The sequence below is a fragment of the Thalassospira sp. ABL2_045 genome, assembly GCF_056161285.1.
On record NZ_JBSWYV010000006.1, the window covers coordinates 103,575 to 123,988 of the forward strand.

The following is a 20,414-nucleotide window of genomic DNA, read 5'->3' on the forward strand; positions in this document are numbered from 1 at the left end:
GATGTTTACGGAACAGGCCGATCTGAAGCTTTTGCGCATATTCCTGACCATCGTTGAGGCCGGGGGCTTTGCCGCCGCGCAAAGTGATCTCAATCTGTCACTTTCAACAATTTCAAGCTATGTCACCACCCTTGAGACCCGGCTGGGATTCACGCTGTGCAAACGCGGTCGGGGCGGCTTTGCCCTGACACGGGAAGGCCAGGTGGTGTTTGAAGAAGCCCACCGGCTTTTCAAATCGGTCGCGCAATATGAAACCAAGATGCGTGCGCTGCGTGACAAGCTGAGCGGCACGCTGACCATTGGGCTGACAGATAACACCATCACCGATCCCGGGGCCCGCCGGATCGAAAAAACCATCGCACGCTTCATGGAACGCGCGCCGGATGTGACGCTTAATGTCGTGACCCACCCGCCCAATGATCTTTTGCGCGAAGTGGTGACAGATAATATCCAGATCGGCATTTGCAGCTTTCCGAAAACCGTTCTGGGGCTGCGTTACATCCCGCTCTACGGTGAAACCCATCGGTTTTATTGCGGCTCAGAGCATCCGCTATTTGCGCGCAATGACGGGGAAATCGATATTGATGAAATCCGCCGCTATCGCCTGATCGGGCGTAAATCCTGGCTGGGGCGGGATTTGAAGGAATTCGCGATTTCAAGGCCGCACGCGACCGTGTCGGACATGGAGGCCGAGGCACGCCTGATCCTTTCCGGCGCGTTTCTGGGGTATCTGCCTGAACATTACGCCAGACAGTTTGTGGAGGCCGGGCGCATGCGCATGATCCTGCCAGATAAGTTAAAGGTAGATGTCACCTTTCAGGCGAGCCTTGATGACAGCAAGCAGCCCGATCCGATCACCAAGATGTTTATCGATATGCTGATTGCGGATTTCGCAAACACCCCTGCCTGACGGGCGATTGAAAACCCGGCCACAGCAATCGATAGCAATATCGTCCAAGACCGACTATCTGATATTGGCAATGATGGCGCCTGAAATAATGGCTCCTCGCCCACCAGCGATATAAAAAGGAAGTGCCGGTCGCCCCAAAAGAACCGGCACCCAAGATTGAATAGGAAACGTCGGACATGTCGCGCCCCGGACAGACCGAATCTCAGACTACGAATACACCCGAGAAATCACATCAGACCGGGCACTTTGACGCAGACACCATCCGGCGCGGCGCGCTTGCCTGTCTGCCGCTTTTGCCCAGCACCATCATCTTTGGCGCCGTGCTTGGCGTGCTGGCAGCCCAGCGCGGCCTATCACTTGGCGAACTTTTGTTCATGAGCCTCGCCGTCTTTGCCGGATCAGCCCAGTTTGTGTCGGTCGATCTGTGGCGCGAAACCATTCCCAGTGCGACAATCATCATCGCAACCGCGGTGATCAATATGCGCTATGTCCTGATCGGGGCGTCGCTGCGAACGGTGTTTCGCGGTCGCCCGCTGTGGGTGAAAATCACCGGCATGCATATGGTGGCCGATGAAAACTGGGCGGTGTCGATGACGCAAAAGGATCTCGCCAATCCGGGCTTCCTGCTGGGCGGCGGGATTTTCCTGGGTGTGGTTTGGGCCACCGGCAATACGGTGGGCTACCTGCTGGGTGGGGGTATTCCCGACCCGGAAGTCTATGCGCTTGATTTCGCCTTCACCGCCGTATTCGCAGCCCTCACCATTGGCATGTGGAAGGGCAAAGTCGACCTTCTGCCGTGGGTTGCGGCGGCGATCGGATCAATCATTGGGCATTTCGTCCTGCCGGGCACCTGGTCCATTCTGGCCGGTGCCGGGGCCGGGGTGCTTGTCGCGGCACTCACATGGCGCGAAGATATGGATGATGACAGCCTTGAAGCCGAATGTGCCGTTGAGGGCAGCACAGCCTATGGCGCGCCGGAAGGCACTGTCGAAGCCTCCACCGTCACGGAGACCGGCAAATGACCCAGTTCCCCGATCTGACAAGTTTCAGCCTTGAGGCCGTTCTGACCATCCTTGGCATGGCCGCTGTGACCTATGGCATGCGACTGGGCGGTCTTTTGATGGCGGATCGTTTGCCGCAACATGGCCGCTGGGCGCATGTGCTCGAACGCCTGCCCGGTGCGGTTCTGATTTCCGTCTGGGTACCCAGTGCCCTTTCGGCGGGCGCAATCGGCATTGCCGGGGCGGCGGCCACCGTGATTACCATGGCGGTTGCGCGCAACCTGTTTGCCGCGATGGCAGTTGGCATGGTTTTGGTCGGTGTGGGGCGATATTTCATCGGCAATTAGGCAACCGTCACCGTCCACACAAAGAAAAAGCCGCCCTTATCTAAGGGCGGCTTTTTGCGTTGGTTGGCGCGCGTTGATTACGCCGCAACCAGATTTTGTTCGCGGGTGGATTCGAACTTGAGGTTCGGCCAGTCGCTTTGGGTCGTATCAAGGTGCCAAGCATTTCGCGCGATGAAGACCAGGGTGTCATCGTGATCTTCAAACAGGGCCGACTGGTTGGTATCGCGGAATTTCTTGATTTCTGCCGGATCGCCCATCACCCAGCGCGCCGCATAGGCCGGGGTCGGTTCGAAATGGACCTTGATGCCATATTCGGCCGAGATGCGTTCTTTCAACACCTCGAACTGCAGTTGTCCGACCACGCCGACAATCCAGTCTGCGCCCATCATCGGTTTGAACACCTGGGATGCGCCTTCTTCGGCGAGCTGTTCAAGCGCGCGCTGAAGGTGCTTGCCCTTAAGCGGATCATCAAGACGGACTTTCTGCAGCAATTCCGGGGCAAAGGCCGGCACACCGCGGAAGCGAAGGTCTTCGCCCTCGGTCAGTGTATCACCGATACGTAGCGTCCCGTGGTTCGGAATGCCGATGATATCACCCGGCCAGGCTTCTTCGGCAATGTCACGTTCATTGGCAAAGAACAGCATCGGGTTATGCACCGCCATCTGTTTGCCAGCACGAACGTGCTTGAGCTTCATGCCACGTTTGAAATGGCCGGAGCACAGACGAATGAACGCAATGCGGTCCCGGTGGTTCGGGTCGATATTGGCCTGGACCTTGAACACAAAGCCCGCCACTTTTGGCTCAACCGCTTGGACCCGACGCGTTGCCGCTTCCTGCGGGCGCGGGGTCGGTGCGATTTCGCCAATGCCGCGCAACAATTCACGCACGCCAAAGTTATTGACCGCCGACCCAAAGAAGACCGGGGTCAGATGTCCTTCGCGATAGCTTTCAAGGTCGAACGGCGGGCACATTTCGCGCACCATTTCGACTTCTTCGCGCAGCTTTTCGAGAAGATAATCCGGGATCAGTTCATCAAGCTTTGGATCATCAAGCCCCTTGATCGGAATGGCGTCCTTGACGACATTGCCGCCTTTTTCCATGAACAGAAGCTGATCATTGACCAGATCGTAACAGCCATGGAAATCACGGCCCGAGCCGATTGGCCATGTTACCGGCGACACATCAAGGGCAAGGTCCTGTTCGATCTGATCAATCAGTTCGAACGAATCACGGGCTTCGCGGTCAAGCTTGTTAACAAACGTCGTGATCGGCACGTCACGCAGACGGCAGACCTCAAACAGCTTACGGGTCTGGGCCTCGATACCCTTTGCACCGTCAATCACCATGACGGCGGAATCAACTGCGGTCAGCACGCGATAGGTATCTTCGGAAAAGTCTTCGTGGCCCGGCGTATCAAGCAGGTTGAAGATGTTCTTTTCAAATTCGAAGGTCATCACAGCCGAGGATACGGAAATACCGCGGTCCTGTTCGATCTTCATAAAGTCCGAACGCGCACCTTTCTGTTCCTTTTTCGCCTTCACCGCACCGGCCATCTGAATGGCACCCCCGAAAAGAAGCAGCTTTTCGGTCAGGGTGGTTTTACCCGCATCCGGATGGGCAATGATGGCGAAGGTACGACGACGCGATACCTGCTGGTCAATCGACGACATGATGTCTCAACTTTAATCCGATATGAATTTCTTGGCGCGCAATGTAGCGATTTTTAACGTTATTGCCACCGTGAAATCATCATATCGGACATGAAGCGGGCGGTTTACCCCAGCCAGACTTGCGAAATCACCCCGATCACGAACGAGCCGACCAGCGCATAGACCAGATAAAGCGCAAAGACCGGCTTTTTCACCAGTGCGAAGACGGCAATTGCCGCCGGGATGGATGATACGCCGCCGGCCACCAGAAACGCCATGGCGGCACCCGATTGCATGCCTTGGGCAACCAGCCCTTCCATGATCGGAAGGGCGGCATAGCCGTTCAAATAGGCTGGAACTCCGACAAGGGTGGCGATTGCAATCGGCGCCAATCCGTCCCCGCCGAGCAATCCACTGACACTTTCAGCCGGGACATAGGCAACCATGATGCTTTCAAGCAGGAAGGCAAAGGCCAGCCATTTGCCCAGAAAGATCATGTTGGACACTGCGGACGTGCGGAACTTTTTGATCCGCTCATCATCCTGCCAGAACTTCCAGAAGACGGCCTTGTGCGACCGGACCTTGGCACCGCCGCAACCACCATTGCCAACGCCGTCGCGCAGCGGATCAGACAGAAAACCGCGCGCGCCCAACCACATGGTGACGAAGCCCCCCATCAGACCAAGGGCAATGGCCGAGATCATTTTGATCACGGCAAAATCAGTCCCCAGGGTACCGGCAGTTAAAACAAACATTGCCGGATCAATCACCGGACTTGCCAGCCAAAACGCCATCACCGGGGCCAAAGGAACCCCCATGGAAAGCAGGGCCGCGATCAGCGGGATCACACCGCAAGAGCAAAAGGGCGACAACGCCCCAAATGCCGCGGCGGTAAAGACCATCCGGACCGGTCGCCCGGCAAAAGCGCGTGAAATCAGGTTATCGGCGCCAGTTGCCGTGGCATAGGCGGCAATCCCGATCGAGAGGACAAGAAACGGTGCGGTTTCGACAAATGAGCCTGCAGTAAACAGCACACTCGGGACAAATTGCGGCGCGTCAAAGATCAGGATCGCAACCAGGATGGCACAGGCCGCCAGCAAAACCCGATCGATTTGCCGGGCAGATGTCCCAAAGCGGCGCAATTGAATTGTCAGGGCACTCATTTCCATATCCCTAGAAAACTAGTTGTATTCATCCAAAAAAATGACCTGACCTAGCAGGCGGTTTCTGGTTCCCGCACGACATCAAGATCAACACCACTGCAGCATTCATCGGTGATGAAGCCTACAAGATCACGCATCACGTCGAAATCCGCGCGATTGCGGGTTTCACGCCCCAGCTTTTCCTGTTTGACCAGCCCGGCCTGAACCAACGTGCCCAAATGATGGGAAAGCGTTGAGGCCGGCAGGCCAAGCAGCCGTCCGATATCGCCAATATTAAGGCCGTCGTCGCCTGCCTTGACGAGCAGGCGATAAATTTTCAAACGGGCTTCATGACCCAGGGCGGCAAAGGCCAGTGTAATGGTTTTCTCACTCATGCAACAATTATAACTATATTTCTAGTTATTTAAATGTATTTTTTTCAACACCGTTACCACATTGATATCAATTGTCTTTTGACGTTCGAGGCAACAATTGCACCGACTGAAATACAAATGTCACTTGCCAAAATACCAATATGTCGATATTTCCCGACATATGGAAACAAAACACGCAATCAGCGCCCTTGGCGCCCTGGCACAGGAACACAGACTGGCGGCCTTCCGGTTGCTGGTCCGGGCGGGGAATGATGGGATTGCCGCGGGCGAACTGGCCCGGCAGCTGTCGATCCCGCACAACACCATGTCATCGCATCTGACGACACTCAGTCAGGCCGGACTGATCACCAACACACGCGAAGGCCGGTCGATCATTTACCGGATTGTCCCCGACGCGATGCGCGATCTTCTGGGGTTCCTTGCCGATGACTGCTGCCATGGCCGCCCGGAACTTTGCGGAATTGTTCGGCCATCAAATGACGACTGCTGTTAGTTCACAACGCCTTTTGCAGAGGATAAATCGCCATGTCTGGTGGTACCTACAACGTGCTTTTCCTGTGCCGCGCCAATTCGGCAAGAAGCATCATGGCCGAAGCCATCTTGAAAAAAGAAGGTCATGATCATTTCTTTGGCTATAGTGCTGGCTCACACCCGCGCGGTGAAATACATCCCTACGCTCGCGAACTTCTGGAAAGCCTGGGTCATGATATGGCGAAGTTTTCCTCCAAAGACATGGAAACCTATGCGGGTCAGGATGAAATCAAATTTGATTTCGTCTTTACGGTTTGTGACGCCACGGCAAATGAAGACTGCCCAATTTTTCCCGGCTCGCCAATGACCGCCCATTGGGGTGTGCCCGATCCAGCAGGGGCCGAAGGCAGCGAAGCAGAAAAACGCCTAGCATTTGCTGAAACCTATCGCATGTTGCGCAACCGGATTTCGATCTTCACCAGCCTCCCGTTCAAGTCTCTCGACCGGCTGTCACTTCAAAATGAACTCGACAAGATCGGGAAAATCTCGAGCAGCGAGGACGCATGAGCGACACCAATAGTGGATCAGCCCCAATGAACTTGTTCGAACGTTTTCTGACCATCTGGGTGGCCGCAAGCATTGTGGTCGGCATTGTCCTTGGCGAATTGTTCCCCGACCTGTTTCAGGCGATTGGCAATCTGACCGCCTATGAGATCAATCTGCCGGTCACGGTTCTGATCTGGTTGATGATTGTGCCGATGTTGATGAAGGTCGATTTTGGCGCGCTTCATGAAGTCGGCCGCCAATGGCGCGGGATTGGAGTGACGCTTGGGGTCAACTGGTTGATCAAACCGTTCACCATGGCCGCCCTTGGCTGGTTGTTTATCGGCTTTTTGTTTCGCCCGCTCCTGCCCGAGGCACAGATTGAAAGCTATATTGCCGGTCTGATCCTTTTGGGTGCGGCACCGTGCACGGCGATGGTGTTTGTCTGGTCGCATCTGACCAAGGGGGATGCGAATTTCACCCTCACCCAGGTGGCACTTAATGACACGATCATGATCTTTGCCTTTGCGCCGATTGTCGCCCTGTTGCTGGGTATTTCAGCGATCACCATTCCGTGGGAAACGCTGACCATTTCGGTGGTGGCCTTTATCGTCATTCCGGTGATTGCCGGTCAGATCATCCGAAGCCGCCTGATGAAAGGCGGGGTTGCGGCATTCCATGATTTTGATGCCAAGCTCAAACCCGTTTCGATGATTGCACTGCTCAGCACGCTGGTTTTGCTGTTTGCCTTTCAGGGACAACAGATCACTGCCCAGCCGATGATCATTGCCCTTCTGGCCGTGCCGATCATTTTGCAGACCTATTTCATTGCCGCCATTGCCTATGTCGCCAACAAGGTGCTGGGCGTGGAGCATAAAATCGCGGCCCCGTCTTCGATGATCGGGGCCTCGAACTTCTTTGAACTGGCCGTGGCAACCGCCATCGGGCTGTTTGGATTTTCATCGGGTGCGGCCCTTGCCACCGTGGTCGGTGTGCTGGTCGAAGTGCCGGTGATGCTGTCACTTGTTGCCATCGCCAATCGTACGCGTGGCTGGTTTAGCCCTTCAAATGTTGCAAATACTGCAGAGTAACGGAGTCCTGAGATGAGCCGGAAAATTCGCGTTGGCATTAATGGTTTTGGCCGCATGGGGCGTCTGGTTCTGCGCGCCGGTTGGGGACACCCGAACCTTGAATTTGTTCATATTAACGAGATCAAGGGCGGGGCTGTAACTGCGGCCCACTTGCTGGAATTTGATTCCGTTCATGGACGTTGGAGCAATCATGTTGATTGCGTCGATGGGCAGGTTGTGATTGATCGCACCCACAAGCTAAGCTTTAGCGAAAATGTCCTTCCCGGCGAAACAAGCTGGGCCGGGCTTGGCTGTGACATCGTTCTTGAATGCACCGGTAAATTCAAATCCCCCGAAGCGCTTCAGCCTTATTTCGATCAGGGCGTGAAAAAGGTGATCGTTGCGGCCCCGGTCAAAGAAGGTGCCCTGAACATCGTTTATGGTGTGAATGACGATCTCTATGATCCGGCCCGCCACCATCTTTTGACTGCAGCCAGTTGCACAACCAACTGCCTTGCGCCGGTGGTTAAAGTCATGCACGAGAAACTTGGCATAGTGCATGGATCGATAACCACCATTCATGATGTAACCAACACCCAGACGATTGTCGATCTGCCGCACAAGGATTTGCGGCGGGCGCGGTCGTGTCTGCAATCACTGATCCCGACCAGCACCGGATCGGCGACCGCGATCACGATGATTTACCCGGAACTCAAGGGCAAGCTGAACGGCATTGCCGTGCGGGTGCCGTTGCTTAATGCGTCGCTGACCGATTGCGTGTTTGAGGTTGCGGAGGATACCGACACCGAGACCGTCAATCGCCTGATGCGCGAGGCCTCGGAAACTTATCTTTCGGGGATTCTGGGCTATGAGGACCGCCCGCTGGTCAGTGCCGATTACCTGAATGACAGCCGGTCTTCGATCATTGATGCGGGATCGACCATCGTGATTGACAAAAGACAGGTCAAAATTCTGGCCTGGTATGACAATGAGTGGGGATATGTCTGCCGCATGGCGGATTTGACCGTCAAAGTCGCGCAACATCTTTTGGGGAACTAGGGCAAATGTCCGCCGCAATCCGCAACTATGCGCTGGTCACCGGGGCCTATTGGGGCTTTACACTGACCGATGGGGCGCTGCGTATGCTGGTGCTGTTGCACTTTCATGCGCTGGGCTATTCGGCGTTTGAAATCGCTCTTCTGTTTATCCTGTATGAAGTGGCCGGGATCGTCACCAATCTGGTTGGCGGGTGGCTGGCGCAGACGCGTGGATTGCGCTTTACACTGTTTGCCGGACTTGCATTGCAAATAGCATCCCTGACCGCGCTATCATTTACCAATCCGGACTGGCTGCCCGCCATTTCGGTCGCCTATGTCATGGGGCTTCAGGCGGCATCGGGTGTGGCCAAGGACCTGACCAAGATGTCGAGCAAGTCGGCGATCAAGGTTCTGGTCCCGGCTGACGCCGAAGGCGCGCTTTTCCGTTGGGTGGCACTTCTGACCGGATCGAAGAACGCGCTTAAGGGCATCGGCTTTTTCATGGGCGGTGCGCTTTTATCCTGGCTTGGGTTTTCCGGAGCGCTTCTGGCGATGGCGGCGGGTCTTGCGCTGACACTTACGGCAGTTGCCATCTCGCTCGGTTCTGCGATGGCGGGCCCGGCAGACGCAATGAAGCCGAAATTCCGCGATGTGTTTTCACGCGATCGCAAGATCAATGTCCTGTCGGCGGCCCGGCTGTTTTTATTCGGATCGCGCGATATCTGGTTTGTTGTCGGGTTGCCGGTGTTTCTGGCGTCCGAGCTTGGCTGGAGCCATATCGAAGTTGGCAGCTACATGGCGCTTTGGGTCATCGGCTATGGCTTTATCCAGGCCATCGCGCCCAAGATGTTGCGGGCAAAAACCCGCGAGCCGGATGGCCGGACAGCGCAAATCTGGATTTCGGCCCTGATTGCGGTGTCCGCAATGATTGCCGCCGCCATCACGCGCGATATCGCGCCTGAACTTGCGGTTCTGGGCGGGTTGCTGGTGTTCGGGGTGGTTTTTGCCATCAATTCATCGCTGCATTCCTATCTGATCCTGGCCTATGCCGAGGGCGACAAGGTCGCGATGAATGTCGGGTTTTATTATATGTCGAACGCCATCGGGCGATTGACCGGCACGGTGCTTTCGGGGGTGGCGTATCTTTATGGCGGGCTGGTTGGCTGTCTTGTGACATCGATTGCGTTTTTGACGCTTGCCTGGGTGATCAGTGCCGCCCTGCCATCGCGATCAGATGTGTCAATGCAGGGTTGATTGAAAAAACTTCCTTCGCAGATGCGGGATAAACATCTGAAAAGACTCACAATCCTGTTTCATGAAAATTTAATCGCGCAAAAACCCGTGACAAGACACTGCATATAGGGGTACGATTCCAGTCAACGGTCAATAACTGGACCGCAGGAGGGGTTCCCGAGTGCCGCGAAAAAGCGTCTTAAAACGAGAATTTTCGCCCCCCGGATCGCACATGCAACATGCTGTGACCGGCGGAAACTCCTACCGCCACTTCCATCGCAAGATGAAAATTGAATGCGCGCCTTTCCATGACGGAATGGCGCGTTTTGCTTTTTTGGCAACTTTGTTGAGGTGATCGTCATGGGTAAGCGCGCAGCACGTCGTCGTAACCGTCCGCAACAGACTACTACCAACGTTCATGAGCTGTTTGATGAAAAGAATGCCGACTGGCATCCACTTGGCGAGACAGAGCAGAAAGGACAACGCGATCAAAGCTACCGCCGCAACATCCGCCCGAAAAGCGAGAACCAGGCAGCCCTGATGGAGGCCATCGACAACTTCAATCTGGTGATGGCCCTTGGCCCGGCCGGGACCGGCAAGACCTATATCGCGGTATCAAAAGCTGTCGAGGCCCTTGATAACGGCGATATCGCTCGCATCGTTCTGGCGCGGCCGGCGGTCGAAGCCGGGGAGAATATCGGCTTTCTGCCCGGCGATGTCGAAGCCAAAATGGCCCCGTATCTGCGCCCGCTTTATGATGCGCTCAATGACCGTCTGGGGGCCAAGCGCCTTAAGACTTATATTTCCGATGGCACGATCGAAATTGCACCGATCGGCTATATGCGCGGTCGCACACTTAACAACGCCTTTGTCGTGATCGATGAAGCACAGAACTGCACATACGGGCAGCTCAAGATGCTGGTCACCCGGCTTGGCTGGAATTCAACCATGATCCTGACCGGCGATCCGGACCAGACCGACCTTTTGCCGGAAATGTCGGGTCTTTCGGAAATGTCCGAACGGCTTGAAAATGTTGATGATGTCGCCTGTGTCCAGTTGCGCGACAAGGACATTGTCCGCCATCCATTGGTCGCAAGCATGCTTACCGTTCTGTAACCTCCGATATCGAATTCCGACACAGCAAACCAAAGAAGAAAAAGGCGGGTCTTTCGGGACCCGCCACTTTTTTTGCCAACAGAGATGTTTGGCAGAAATTCTTGGCTTCGCGCCAAATCGCGTAAAACGGGAAATCCTGTCAAGAAAACATATATATTGACGAAAAGTGCAGACCGGACCCAATATCTAGACATCACGGTCCTTCGCGTCGACCACAGAGTTGGTGCGAAGGCTAAGAGGGAATTCGGTGCGTTTGAGCCTTTTTCAAACAAATCCGGAGCTGCCCCCGCAACTGTAAGCGGAGAGTGTCTTTCGCAAAATAACCACTGAAACCCTTCGGGGTTTCGGGAAGGTTGAAAGACGCATTGACCCGCAAGCCAGGAGACCTGCCGTGAGCATGAGTTAACATTCACGGGCGGGGTGTCCCGGTGGAGTGCTTGCGATCTGGCAATTTGTTGCCATCCATCCCTGCATACCTCCGTTTGGCCTTTGCCCCCAAAAAATTGGGGCTAACGATGTCAGCAACTGTCGAAATGGAACGGCCAGCCGTTTCCAATCCATCACCACAATCGCAAACCGAATTCCAAGTCATTCGTCGCAATGGCTCGGTGACCAATTTTGACCCTGCCAAGATCAAGGCAGCACTGACCAAGGCATTCCTTGCCGCAGAGGGCGAAACCGCATCCGGATCGCATCGCGTCCATGACATTGTCGATGCACTCGCCGAACAGGTAACCGCCACCCTTTTACGCCGTGTTGCACCGGGCCATACCCTTCAGATCGAAGACATTCAGGATCAGGTCGAACTCGCCCTGATGCGCAGCGAGCACCACAAGGTCGCACGTGCCTATGTGCTGTATCGCGAAGACCGCGCCCGGGAGCGCGCCAAACTTGAAACACGCAAGAAAAAGAAAAAGCCCGATGCCCCGCTGATCAACGTAACCCAGCCAGACGGCAGCAAGGCACCGCTTGATTTCGACCGCCTGACCACCGTGATTTCAGAGGCCTGCGGCGCGCTTGAAGGGGTCAGCAGCGACCCGATTTTTGAGGAAACGCGCCGCAACCTTTATGACGGTGTGACCACGGATGAGCTGGCGTTGGCCCCGATCATGGCGGCCAGAACCCTTGTTGAACGTGAACCGAACTATGCCTTTGTCAGTGCGCGACTTCTGCTTGATAAACTGCGCGCCGAAGCACTGAGTTTTGTATCGGGCCGCCCGGAACAGGCCACCCAGGCCGAAATGAGCGAACGTTACGCCACCTATTTCCCCGCCGCCCTCAAGGTCGGGATCGAGGCCGGACTGATTGATGGTGAGCTTGCCAAATTTGATCTCAAGAAGATCTCGGCTGCGATCAAGCCGGAACGCGATCTGAATTTCCAGTACTTGGGTCTTCAGACGCTTTATGATCGTTACTTCCTGCATGTCAAAGGATCGCGCTTTGAATTGCCGCAGGCCTTCTTCATGCGGGTTGCCATGGGGCTTGCCATCCGCGAGATCGACCGCGAAGCCAAGGCGATCGAGTTCTATGATCAGCTTTCGACCTTTGTCTTCATGGCATCGACCCCAACGCTGTTTAACGCTGGCACCTGCTGTCCGCAGTTGTCTTCCTGCTTTCTGACAACCGTGCCTGATGACCTTGATGGCATCTTCAAGTCGGTCAAGGATAACGCCCTGCTGGCAAAATATTCCGGCGGGCTTGGCAACGACTGGACCCCGGTGCGCGGTCTTGGCGCACATATCAAGGGCACCAATGGCCAAAGTCAGGGTGTGGTTCCGTTCCTGAAAGTTGCCAATGATACCGCGATTGCGGTCAATCAGGGCGGCAAGCGCAAGGGGGCGGTTTGCGCCTATCTTGAAACCTGGCACATCGATATCGAAGAGTTCCTTGATCTTCGCAAAAACACCGGCGATGACCGCCGCCGCACCCATGACATGAACACCGCCAACTGGGTGCCGGATCTTTTCATGGAACGCGTCATGGCCGAGGGCCCGTGGACCCTGTTTTCACCTGATGACACGCCCGATCTGCACGATCTTTATGGTGCGAAATTCAAGGCCGCCTATGAAGAATACGAAGCCAAGGCCAATAGCGGCCTGATCAGCAATTTTAAAACCGTGCGTGCGGTCGATCTGTGGCGGCGCATGCTGACCATGGTGTTTGAAACCGGTCATCCATGGATCACCTTCAAGGATCCCTGCAATATCCGCTCCCCGCAGAACCATCGTGGTGTGGTGCATTCATCCAACCTGTGTACGGAAATAACTCTGAACACATCGGCGGACGAGGTCGCGGTTTGTAACCTTGGTTCGATCAACCTGATGGCGCATGTGACCGAAAACGGCCTTGACCATGACAAGCTTGCCAAAACGGTAAAAACCGCGATGCGCATGCTTGATAACGTGATCGACATCAATTTCTATACCATCCCCGAGGCACGCTATTCAAACCTGCGCCATCGCCCCGTTGGCCTTGGTTTGATGGGTTTTCAGGATGCCTTGCAGAAGATGGGCATTGCCTATGCCTCAGACCAGGCAGTTGATTTCGCCGATGAAAGCATGGAGGCGATTTCCTATCACGCCATTTCCGCATCCGTAGACCTTGCCGAAGAACGTGGCCGCTATGAAAGCTTTGAAGGGTCGCTTTGGTCGCGCGGTATTCTGCCAATTGATTCCATCGAATTGCTGGCCGAAACACGTGATGAATTGAATGTTGATCGCATCCAGCGTCTGGATTGGGAAACGCTTCGTGGGCGTGTTCAGTCCATTGGCATGCGCAATTCCAACACCATGGCGATTGCCCCGACGGCGACGATTTCCAATATCTGTGGGGTTAGCCAATCGATCGAGCCGGCCTACCGCAACCTGTTTGTCAAATCGAACATGTCGGGCGATTTCACCGTGGTGAATGCGGCCCTTGTCCATGACCTCAAGGAACGGGGTATCTGGGACGAGGTGATGATTTCGGACCTGAAATACTATGACGGCAGTGTTGGGCAGATTGACCGAATCCCCGACGACCTCAAGGCGCTTTATGCCACGGCGTTCGAACTTGATTCGTCTTGGCTGATCGAGGCCGCGGCACGGCGTCAGAAGTGGCTCGATCAGGCGCAATCACTGAACCTGTATATCGCCAATCCGTCCGGCAAGAAGCTTGGTGACCTTTATCGTCTGGCTTGGTTGCGTGGGCTCAAGACCACCTATTACCTGCGCTCAAGCGCCGCAACCCATGTCGAAAAATCAACCCTCAAAGGCACGGATGGCAAACTGAATGCGGTTGGCAACAGTCCGGCTGCAGCAGCCCCAAGCCCGACACCTGCGGCCGTCGTGACAGCATCGCCATCACCAAGCCCGGCAGCGCGTCCATCTGCCGTGGTGGATAGCAAACCAAAAGATGATGACATCACGGGCGGGGAAGTCTGGGGCAAGGCCTGCTCCCTTGACGATCCGGATTGCGAAGCCTGCCAGTAACACCAAAAACGGGAACGAGAACCATGCTTGATTGGGTCGAAGACGAAACCCCTTCTGTAAACAACACCGAAGATGCGGGCAGCGATGCCACCGGCCTTGGCGAGATTGACCGACGCGGCGGTCGCGTTTCGGTCAGCGAAAAGGCGATGATCAATTCACGAGCTGACGTAAACCAGCTTCTGCCGTTGAAATATGGCTGGGCTTGGGAAAAGTATCTCGCCGGCTGTAACAACCACTGGATGCCGACCGAGGTTTCCATGCAGGCCGATATCGCACTTTGGAAATCGCGCGATGGCCTGACCGAGGATGAACGCCGGATGCTGAAACGCAATCTGGGTTTCTTTGCTGCCTCGGAAAGCCTTGTCGCCAACAATATCGTGCTAGCGATCTATCGCCACGTGACCAACCCGGAATGCCGACAGTATCTGCTACGTCAGGCATTCGAGGAAGCGGTTCACACCCATACCTTCCAGTACATTGTTGAAAGCCTCGGCCTTGATGAGGGTGAACTGTTCAACATGTATCGCGAGGTACCCTCGATCACGGACAAGGCTGCTTGGGCACTTGATTACACCAAGCATCTTGATGATCCGAACTTTGCCACGGGCACACCGGAACGCGATCAGGACTTCCTGCGTGATCTTGTCGCGTTCTATGTCGTGTTCGAAGGCATGTGGTTCTACACCGGCTTTGCCCAGATCCTGTCGCTGGGCCGTCGCAACAAGATGGTCGGTATTGCCGAGCAATATCAGTACATCCTGCGTGATGAGAGCATCCATCTCAATTTCGGGATCGATGTCATCAACCAGATCAAGGCGGAAAACCCGCATTTGTGGACGGCTGCGTTCCAGGAAGAAGTGCGTGGCATGTTGGGTGACGCCGCCGAACTTGAAGCTGCCTACGGGCGTGACACCATGCCCAACGGCTTCCTTGGCCTGAATGCCGAGCTGTGTGAACAGTATATGCACTTCATCGCCAACCGCCGCTGCGGCCAGCTTGGCCTGAGCCCGGTCTTTGCCGAAGTGGATAATCCGTTCCCATGGATGTCAGAAGCCATGGACCTCAAGAAGGAAAAGAACTTCTTTGAAACCCGGGTGATTGAATATCAGAACGGTGGTGCGCTGAGCTGGGATTAATCCGAACGATCGCCCCGAAAACCAAACAACGGCTGGCATTGGAAAATGTCAGCCGTTTTCTGTTATTCCAGTCGCGCAAGCCTACTTAGCGCCCCATGGCCGCGACTTCGCCGCCGGTATTATTGACCGGGATGTCATGTTGGCCAGCGCGTTTGGCGCGACCGGTGTGCCAGAATTCCGGATCCTCGGTATAGCCGCTGAATTCATCAAGATGGATGTCTTCGGGCGGCTCGGGATGGATGGTGATATCGAGATCGGGATATTCCGAGCGGATGCTGTCCATCACCTGATGGCAGATGGTGTGCGATTCGCGCATCAGCATGCCGCCATCCATGATCAGCTCGATCTCGGCAAAGCGATGAACACCCGACGAGCGGGTCCGCAGACGGTGAATGCCGATGACAGAGGCGTTTTTCATCGCCAGTTCAATGATCCGCTGACTATCAGAATCGGGAAGTTCCGCATCCATCAGAACCTTGATCGAATGCTTGCCGACCTTGACCGCCGAAATAACAAGGAACCCGGCGACCACCACACCAATCAGCGGGTCGGCCCACAAGAAGCCCGACATGCCCAGAACAAGGGCAAGGATCACCGCCGCATTGGCAAGAATATCACTGGTATATTGCAAAGAATCGGCTTCAACAGCGACCGACCCCGAAACGCGGGCGGCCTTGCGCTGGAGCACGACCAGTCCAAGTGTCATGACCATCGACACCGCCATCATCCAGATGCCCTCGGTCGCGTAGCGCAGCGGCTGCGGATCGAATACCCGAGACGAGGCCTCGGCCACGACAAATACCGCCGCCCCGATCATGAATGCACATTGGAAAAGCCCGGCCAATGGTTCGGCCTTGCCATGGCCAAAGCGATGATCGTGGTCAGCCGGACGCCAGGCAGAACGGACCGCCATGAAATTGACGACTGCCGTTCCGACATCCAGCATGCTGTCGACCATCGATGACAGAAGACTGACGGAATCGGTCAGGAACCAGCCAACGGCCTTGATGCCAATCAGAATAGCAGCAATGACAATGGAGGCCGTCGTTGCACGACGCGCCCACATTTCTTTCTGTGCTATGTCAATGACGGGACATTGACTCATACTTTGTTGACCTCTGGCCTGCCAATACGCTGTCTGACCATCGTTTTATAGCCTGTTTGCGTACAATTTGTAACGCCTATTGCCATATTTTCGCCCGCCTTAGTGCAGCAAATAGCGCATATTTGATATTCCGCAAGGTTTCCAAGCCTTTTTAAAGAGATTATATGTCGCACCGGGCACATAAGAGATAACCTCAGGCCTGCGAGGGACGAGAGACGTTAATATGATTGTAGAGATCGGACATTACGCCCTGATTCTGTCACTTGTGATGGCAGTGGCCCAATCCACCATTCCGTTTCTGGCGGCATCCCGGCGTGATCCGGCGCTTCTGGTTGTCGCCCCGCGTTTGGCGATTGCGTGCTTTGCACTGGTTGCGGCCAGTTTTCTTGCGCTGACCTATGCCTATGTCAGTTCCGATTTCTCGGTCCTGAATGTCCTGAACAACAGCCATACCTCCAAACCGATGATCTACAAGATTACCGGGGTCTGGGCCAATCACGAAGGATCGATGCTGCTTTGGGTATTGATCCTGACCCTGTTTGGCGGCGCGGTTGCGGCATTTGGTCGCAATCTGCCGCCGACCCTGCTTGCGCGCGTTTTGGGTGTGATGGGCCTGATCGGGGCCGGTTTTATCCTGTTTATCGTCCTGACATCCAACCCGTTTGAGCGCGTTTTGAACCCGCCGCTTGACGGGGAAGGCATGAACCCGCTTTTGCAGGATCCGGGCATCGCCATTCATCCGCCGTTCCTTTATCTCGGCTACGTCGGTTTTTCGGTGGCCTTTGCCTTTGCGGTCGCTGCCCTGATTGAAGGCCGGGTTGATCCGGCTTGGGCGCGTTGGGTGCGGCCCTGGACGCTGGCCGCCTGGGTCTTTCTAACTGCGGGTATCGGTCTTGGGTCCTGGTGGGCCTATTACGAGCTTGGCTGGGGCGGCTGGTGGTTCTGGGACCCGGTCGAAAACGCATCCTTCATGCCCTGGCTTGCCGGTACGGCGCTGTTGCATTCGGCCATCGTGGTGGAAAAACGTGATGCACTGAAAAGCTGGACGATCTTTTTGGCAATCCTGGCCTTTTCCTTCTCGCTTTTGGGGACCTTCCTTGTGCGTTCGGGCGCGCTGACATCGGTGCATGCCTTTGCCACAGACCCGACCCGCGGGGTGTTTATCCTGTTGCTGCTGTGCATCACGGTCGGCGGATCGCTTACACTTTATGCATGGCGTGCGCCGTCCCTGAAGGGGGGCGGGTTGTTCCAGCCGATTTCGCGCGAAGGGGCATTGGTCTTTAACAACGTGCTGCTTTCGATCGCAGCCGCCATGGTGTTGCTGGGAACGCTTTACCCGCTGTTGCTTGAAACCATGACCGGCGAGAAAATCTCGGTCGGCGCACCGTTCTTTAACGCGACGTTCGTTCCGATCATCACCCCGGTCATTGTCGCCATGGCGTTCGGTCCACTGATGCCATGGAAACGTGCCGATCTGATGGGTGTGTTTAACAAGCTCAGAATTGCGCTGGCCGCGACCGCCGTGGTCGTTCTGGTTACCCTGTGGCTTGCTGGCGGCCCGGCGATTGCCCTGTTTGGCATGGGGCTGGCGGCCTGGCTGTTTGTCGGATCGATCCTTGAATGGGCGGGGCGCATCAAACTGTTCCGTGAACCGATTGACAACAGCCTGCGGCGTATGCGCAATCTGCCGCGCTCCGCCCATGGGACGATGCTTGCCCATGCCGGTGTGGCAATTGTGGTTGCCGGCATCACCGGATCGCAGGCCTGGACCCAGGAAGCGGTGCAATCGCTTGCGGTTGGGGAAAGTACCGATCTTGCCGGACATACCTTTACCCTGAGCGATATTCGCGAATATCAGGGACCGAACTATGCCGCGCGCGAAGGTGAAATCACCATCACCACGCCGGGCGAACGCACGGTTGTCCTGACACCGGAAAAACGCGTTTACACGGTCGAAGGCATGCCAACGACCGAAGCCGGCATTCAATCGAGCTTCACCGGCGATATCTATGCCGTGATTGGTGATCAGGATGAAAGTGGCAAATGGATCACCAGGTTCTATGTCAAACCGATGATCCCGTGGATGTGGTTTGGCGGACTTGTCATGGTGTTTGGCGGATTGATGTCATTGTCTGACCGTCGCTATCGCATCGGCGCACCGACCCGTTCGCACAAGACCGCCGCCAAAGCGGTTCCCGCAGAGTAAGCCAAGGACAGGAAACACTCATGACCATCTGGATTGTTCTTGGCGCGATTACCCTGCTGCTTGCGGGTTTCATTCTGTGGCCGATTTTCCAAAAAAACAAAGCCTCCACCCAGGATGCTGGCACGGCGTCGTCGACGCCTGAGGGCGAGGATGCCAGCCCGGAAAGCGAACTTTCACGTGACCTTGCGGTGTATCGTGATCAGCTTTCCGAGATTGACCGCGATATCGAGCGTGGTGTTCTGAGCGCTGAGCAGGCCAGTGCAGCCCGGATTGAGGTCCAGCGCCGCATTCTGGCGGCCGATCAGCGGATCAAGAAGCAACAATCAAGCGACGTGGCCCCAAGCACTGCCCCGGCGCGGTCGCCCGTGCGTGCGATTGCCGCAGGCTTTATCGTTCTGTTCATTGCCGGCGGGATTGGGCTTTATCTTGATCTGGGCAACCCGACCATGCCCGACCGCCCGATTGCCAGCCGCGCCGATGAAATCAATGCCATCCGCATGGCGCAAACTGCCGATGAAGACCGCCAGTCGGTGCTGAACCGTGCGGTCAGCGACCTGTCGCAGAAGCTTCTGGAAAACCCGGATGATATCCGCGCATGGGAGTTGCTTGGTGCCAGCCTGATGGCGCTTGGCCGGCCGGAAGAGGCCCAGACCGCGTTCCTTGAAACTGTCAAACGGTCGGGCCGAGACGGGGATTATCTGGCGATGTATGCCGAAAGCCTTGTGCGCGCCAGCAACGGTCAGATCAACACGACCGCGCGCGGGGTTTTGCGCGAAGCCGAACAAACCGATAGCACCGATCCGCGTATCCAGTTCTATCTGGGCCTTGCTGATGCGCAGGAAGGCAATGTTGGCGCCGCCGTTGATCGCTGGATCGCACTTGCCAACGGCGCCCCTGCCGATGCGCCGTGGGTGCCGATGGTGGTCGGGCGGATCAATGAAGCCGCCCTTGCCCAGGGGATCGACATCGAAGGACGTCTGAACCTTGCTGAACGTGCGCCGGGCCCAAGTCAGGACGATATCGCAGCTGCCGAGGAACTGACACCCGAACAGCGTCAGGAAATGGTGATGTCGATGGTCAATGGTCTGGCAGAACGCCTGGAGACAGAGCCGAACGATCCGGATGGTTGGGCGCGTCTGATGCAGGCCTATATGGTGCTGGGTCAGGAAAGCGATGCAAAAGCCGCCTATGAAAAAGCCGGCGAAGTCTTTTCCGACCAGCCGGGACTGGTGGCCCGATTCGATTCACTGGCACGTGAAATCGGCATCTCGACCAACTAAAACGGCATTTGTCGGCAAAAATACCGATAAAAAATGTTTTCGCAGAACACTTTTTCCTGCACTTTTGAGCCATTATATCTCATACATACGGATAATATCTGCAACTTTACTGAAGTCTTATTGAATTGAAGTTCGTGCTGGGGTATGAGAATAAGACTAAAGGATAGATAATAAATAAATCATATATCCGTTTTCAAAGAATATCTGATGCGTCAGGGGGCCATCTTTTTCTTTGGGATCAAGTGTCTGACAGGCTCACGCAAGAAAAGTTGAGGGATGACCAATTTCACTGCGTGGTCACCC

Annotated in this window: 17 protein-coding genes and 1 riboswitch; of the genes, 13 read left to right on the plus strand and 4 right to left on the minus strand. The window is 55.6% G+C overall.

Features of this window, described 5'->3' with window-relative positions; all coding sequences use genetic code 11:
• Window position 1 precedes the first annotated feature (1 nt).
• The 3 genes from ACXAIA_RS10750 (at window position 2) to ACXAIA_RS10760 (ending at window position 2,258) form a co-directional block, all read left to right on the plus strand.
• The gene (locus ACXAIA_RS10750; protein WP_475349324.1) at window positions 2-910 is read left to right on the plus strand and encodes a LysR family transcriptional regulator; all 909 of its coding nucleotides are present in this window, start codon (window positions 2-4) and stop codon (window positions 908-910) included.
• Window positions 911-1,086: 176 nt separating this feature from the next.
• Window positions 1,087-1,932 (plus strand): AzlC family ABC transporter permease, encoded by an 846-nt coding sequence (locus ACXAIA_RS10755; RefSeq protein ID WP_475349325.1) that lies wholly within the window; start codon window positions 1,087-1,089, stop codon window positions 1,930-1,932.
• On the plus strand, window positions 1,929-2,258 hold the full coding sequence (locus tag ACXAIA_RS10760; RefSeq protein ID WP_044827231.1) for an AzlD family protein: 330 nt from the start codon (window positions 1,929-1,931) through the stop codon (window positions 2,256-2,258). Before ACXAIA_RS10755 ends, ACXAIA_RS10760 begins: the two co-directional genes overlap by 4 nt.
• A 77-nt stretch (window positions 2,259-2,335) precedes the next feature.
• On the opposite strand, the gene ACXAIA_RS10765 is transcribed toward ACXAIA_RS10760, so the two are convergent.
• The 3 genes from ACXAIA_RS10765 to ACXAIA_RS10775 all read right to left on the minus strand — a co-directional run bounded on the left by ACXAIA_RS10765 (window position 2,336) and on the right by ACXAIA_RS10775 (window position 5,444).
• Entirely contained in the window at window positions 2,336-3,928 is a 1,593-nt protein-coding gene (locus tag ACXAIA_RS10765) for a peptide chain release factor 3 (protein WP_475349326.1), read from the minus strand.
• A gap of 104 nt (window positions 3,929-4,032) precedes the next feature.
• Window positions 4,033-5,070: a permease gene (locus tag ACXAIA_RS10770; protein WP_475349327.1), complete on the minus strand. Its 1,038-nt coding sequence runs from the start codon at window positions 5,068-5,070 to the stop codon at window positions 4,033-4,035.
• Between the two features lie 50 nt (window positions 5,071-5,120).
• Window positions 5,121-5,444 carry an ArsR/SmtB family transcription factor gene (locus tag ACXAIA_RS10775; protein WP_475349328.1) on the minus strand — a complete coding sequence of 108 codons (324 nt, stop codon included), beginning with the start codon at window positions 5,442-5,444 and terminating at the stop codon, window positions 5,121-5,123.
• Window positions 5,445-5,604: 160 nt separating this feature from the next.
• Between ACXAIA_RS10775 and ACXAIA_RS10780 the strand changes: the two genes are divergently transcribed.
• The 8 genes from ACXAIA_RS10780 to ACXAIA_RS10815 all read left to right on the plus strand — a co-directional run bounded on the left by ACXAIA_RS10780 (window position 5,605) and on the right by ACXAIA_RS10815 (window position 15,520).
• A complete protein-coding gene (locus ACXAIA_RS10780; protein WP_475349329.1) occupies window positions 5,605-5,937 on the plus strand; it encodes an ArsR/SmtB family transcription factor in 333 nt (110 codons plus the stop codon).
• Between the two features lie 32 nt (window positions 5,938-5,969).
• The gene (locus ACXAIA_RS10785) at window positions 5,970-6,482 is read left to right on the plus strand and encodes an arsenate reductase ArsC (RefSeq protein WP_475349330.1); all 513 of its coding nucleotides are present in this window, start codon (window positions 5,970-5,972) and stop codon (window positions 6,480-6,482) included.
• A gap of 26 nt (window positions 6,483-6,508) precedes the next feature.
• Window positions 6,509-7,549: an ACR3 family arsenite efflux transporter gene (gene arsB, locus ACXAIA_RS10790; RefSeq protein ID WP_475349426.1), complete on the plus strand. Its 1,041-nt coding sequence runs from the start codon at window positions 6,509-6,511 to the stop codon at window positions 7,547-7,549.
• 12 nt (window positions 7,550-7,561) lie between these two features.
• Complete coding sequence (locus ACXAIA_RS10795; RefSeq protein ID WP_475349331.1) at window positions 7,562-8,587, plus strand: ArsJ-associated glyceraldehyde-3-phosphate dehydrogenase; 1,026 nt, start codon at window positions 7,562-7,564, stop codon at window positions 8,585-8,587.
• A 5-nt stretch (window positions 8,588-8,592) separates the two neighbouring features.
• Complete coding sequence (gene arsJ, locus ACXAIA_RS10800) at window positions 8,593-9,819, plus strand: organoarsenical effux MFS transporter ArsJ (protein WP_475349332.1); 1,227 nt, start codon at window positions 8,593-8,595, stop codon at window positions 9,817-9,819.
• A gap of 339 nt (window positions 9,820-10,158) precedes the next feature.
• A complete protein-coding gene (locus ACXAIA_RS10805; RefSeq protein WP_475349333.1) occupies window positions 10,159-10,914 on the plus strand; it encodes a PhoH family protein in 756 nt (251 codons plus the stop codon).
• A gap of 179 nt (window positions 10,915-11,093) precedes the next feature.
• Window positions 11,094-11,322: riboswitch (cobalamin riboswitch) on the plus strand.
• Window positions 11,323-11,429: 107 nt separating this feature from the next.
• Entirely contained in the window at window positions 11,430-14,384 is a 2,955-nt protein-coding gene (locus ACXAIA_RS10810; RefSeq protein ID WP_475349334.1) for a ribonucleoside-diphosphate reductase subunit alpha, read from the plus strand.
• A gap of 23 nt (window positions 14,385-14,407) precedes the next feature.
• Entirely contained in the window at window positions 14,408-15,520 is a 1,113-nt protein-coding gene (locus tag ACXAIA_RS10815; RefSeq protein WP_475349335.1) for a ribonucleotide-diphosphate reductase subunit beta, read from the plus strand.
• Window positions 15,521-15,605: 85 nt separating this feature from the next.
• Here the strand turns inward: ACXAIA_RS10815 and ACXAIA_RS10820 are convergent, their stop codons facing one another.
• Window positions 15,606-16,625, minus strand: a complete 1,020-nt coding sequence (locus ACXAIA_RS10820) for a cation diffusion facilitator family transporter (RefSeq protein ID WP_475344120.1) — start codon at window positions 16,623-16,625, stop codon at window positions 15,606-15,608.
• Between the two features lie 223 nt (window positions 16,626-16,848).
• Between ACXAIA_RS10820 and ACXAIA_RS10825 the strand changes: the two genes are divergently transcribed.
• Window positions 16,849-18,831, plus strand: a complete 1,983-nt coding sequence (locus tag ACXAIA_RS10825) for a heme lyase CcmF/NrfE family subunit (protein ID WP_475349336.1) — start codon at window positions 16,849-16,851, stop codon at window positions 18,829-18,831.
• 20 nt (window positions 18,832-18,851) lie between these two features.
• Window positions 18,852-20,111 (plus strand): c-type cytochrome biogenesis protein CcmI, encoded by a 1,260-nt coding sequence (gene ccmI, locus ACXAIA_RS10830; RefSeq protein ID WP_475349337.1) that lies wholly within the window; start codon window positions 18,852-18,854, stop codon window positions 20,109-20,111.
• The last annotated feature ends 303 nt before the right edge of the window (window positions 20,112-20,414 follow it).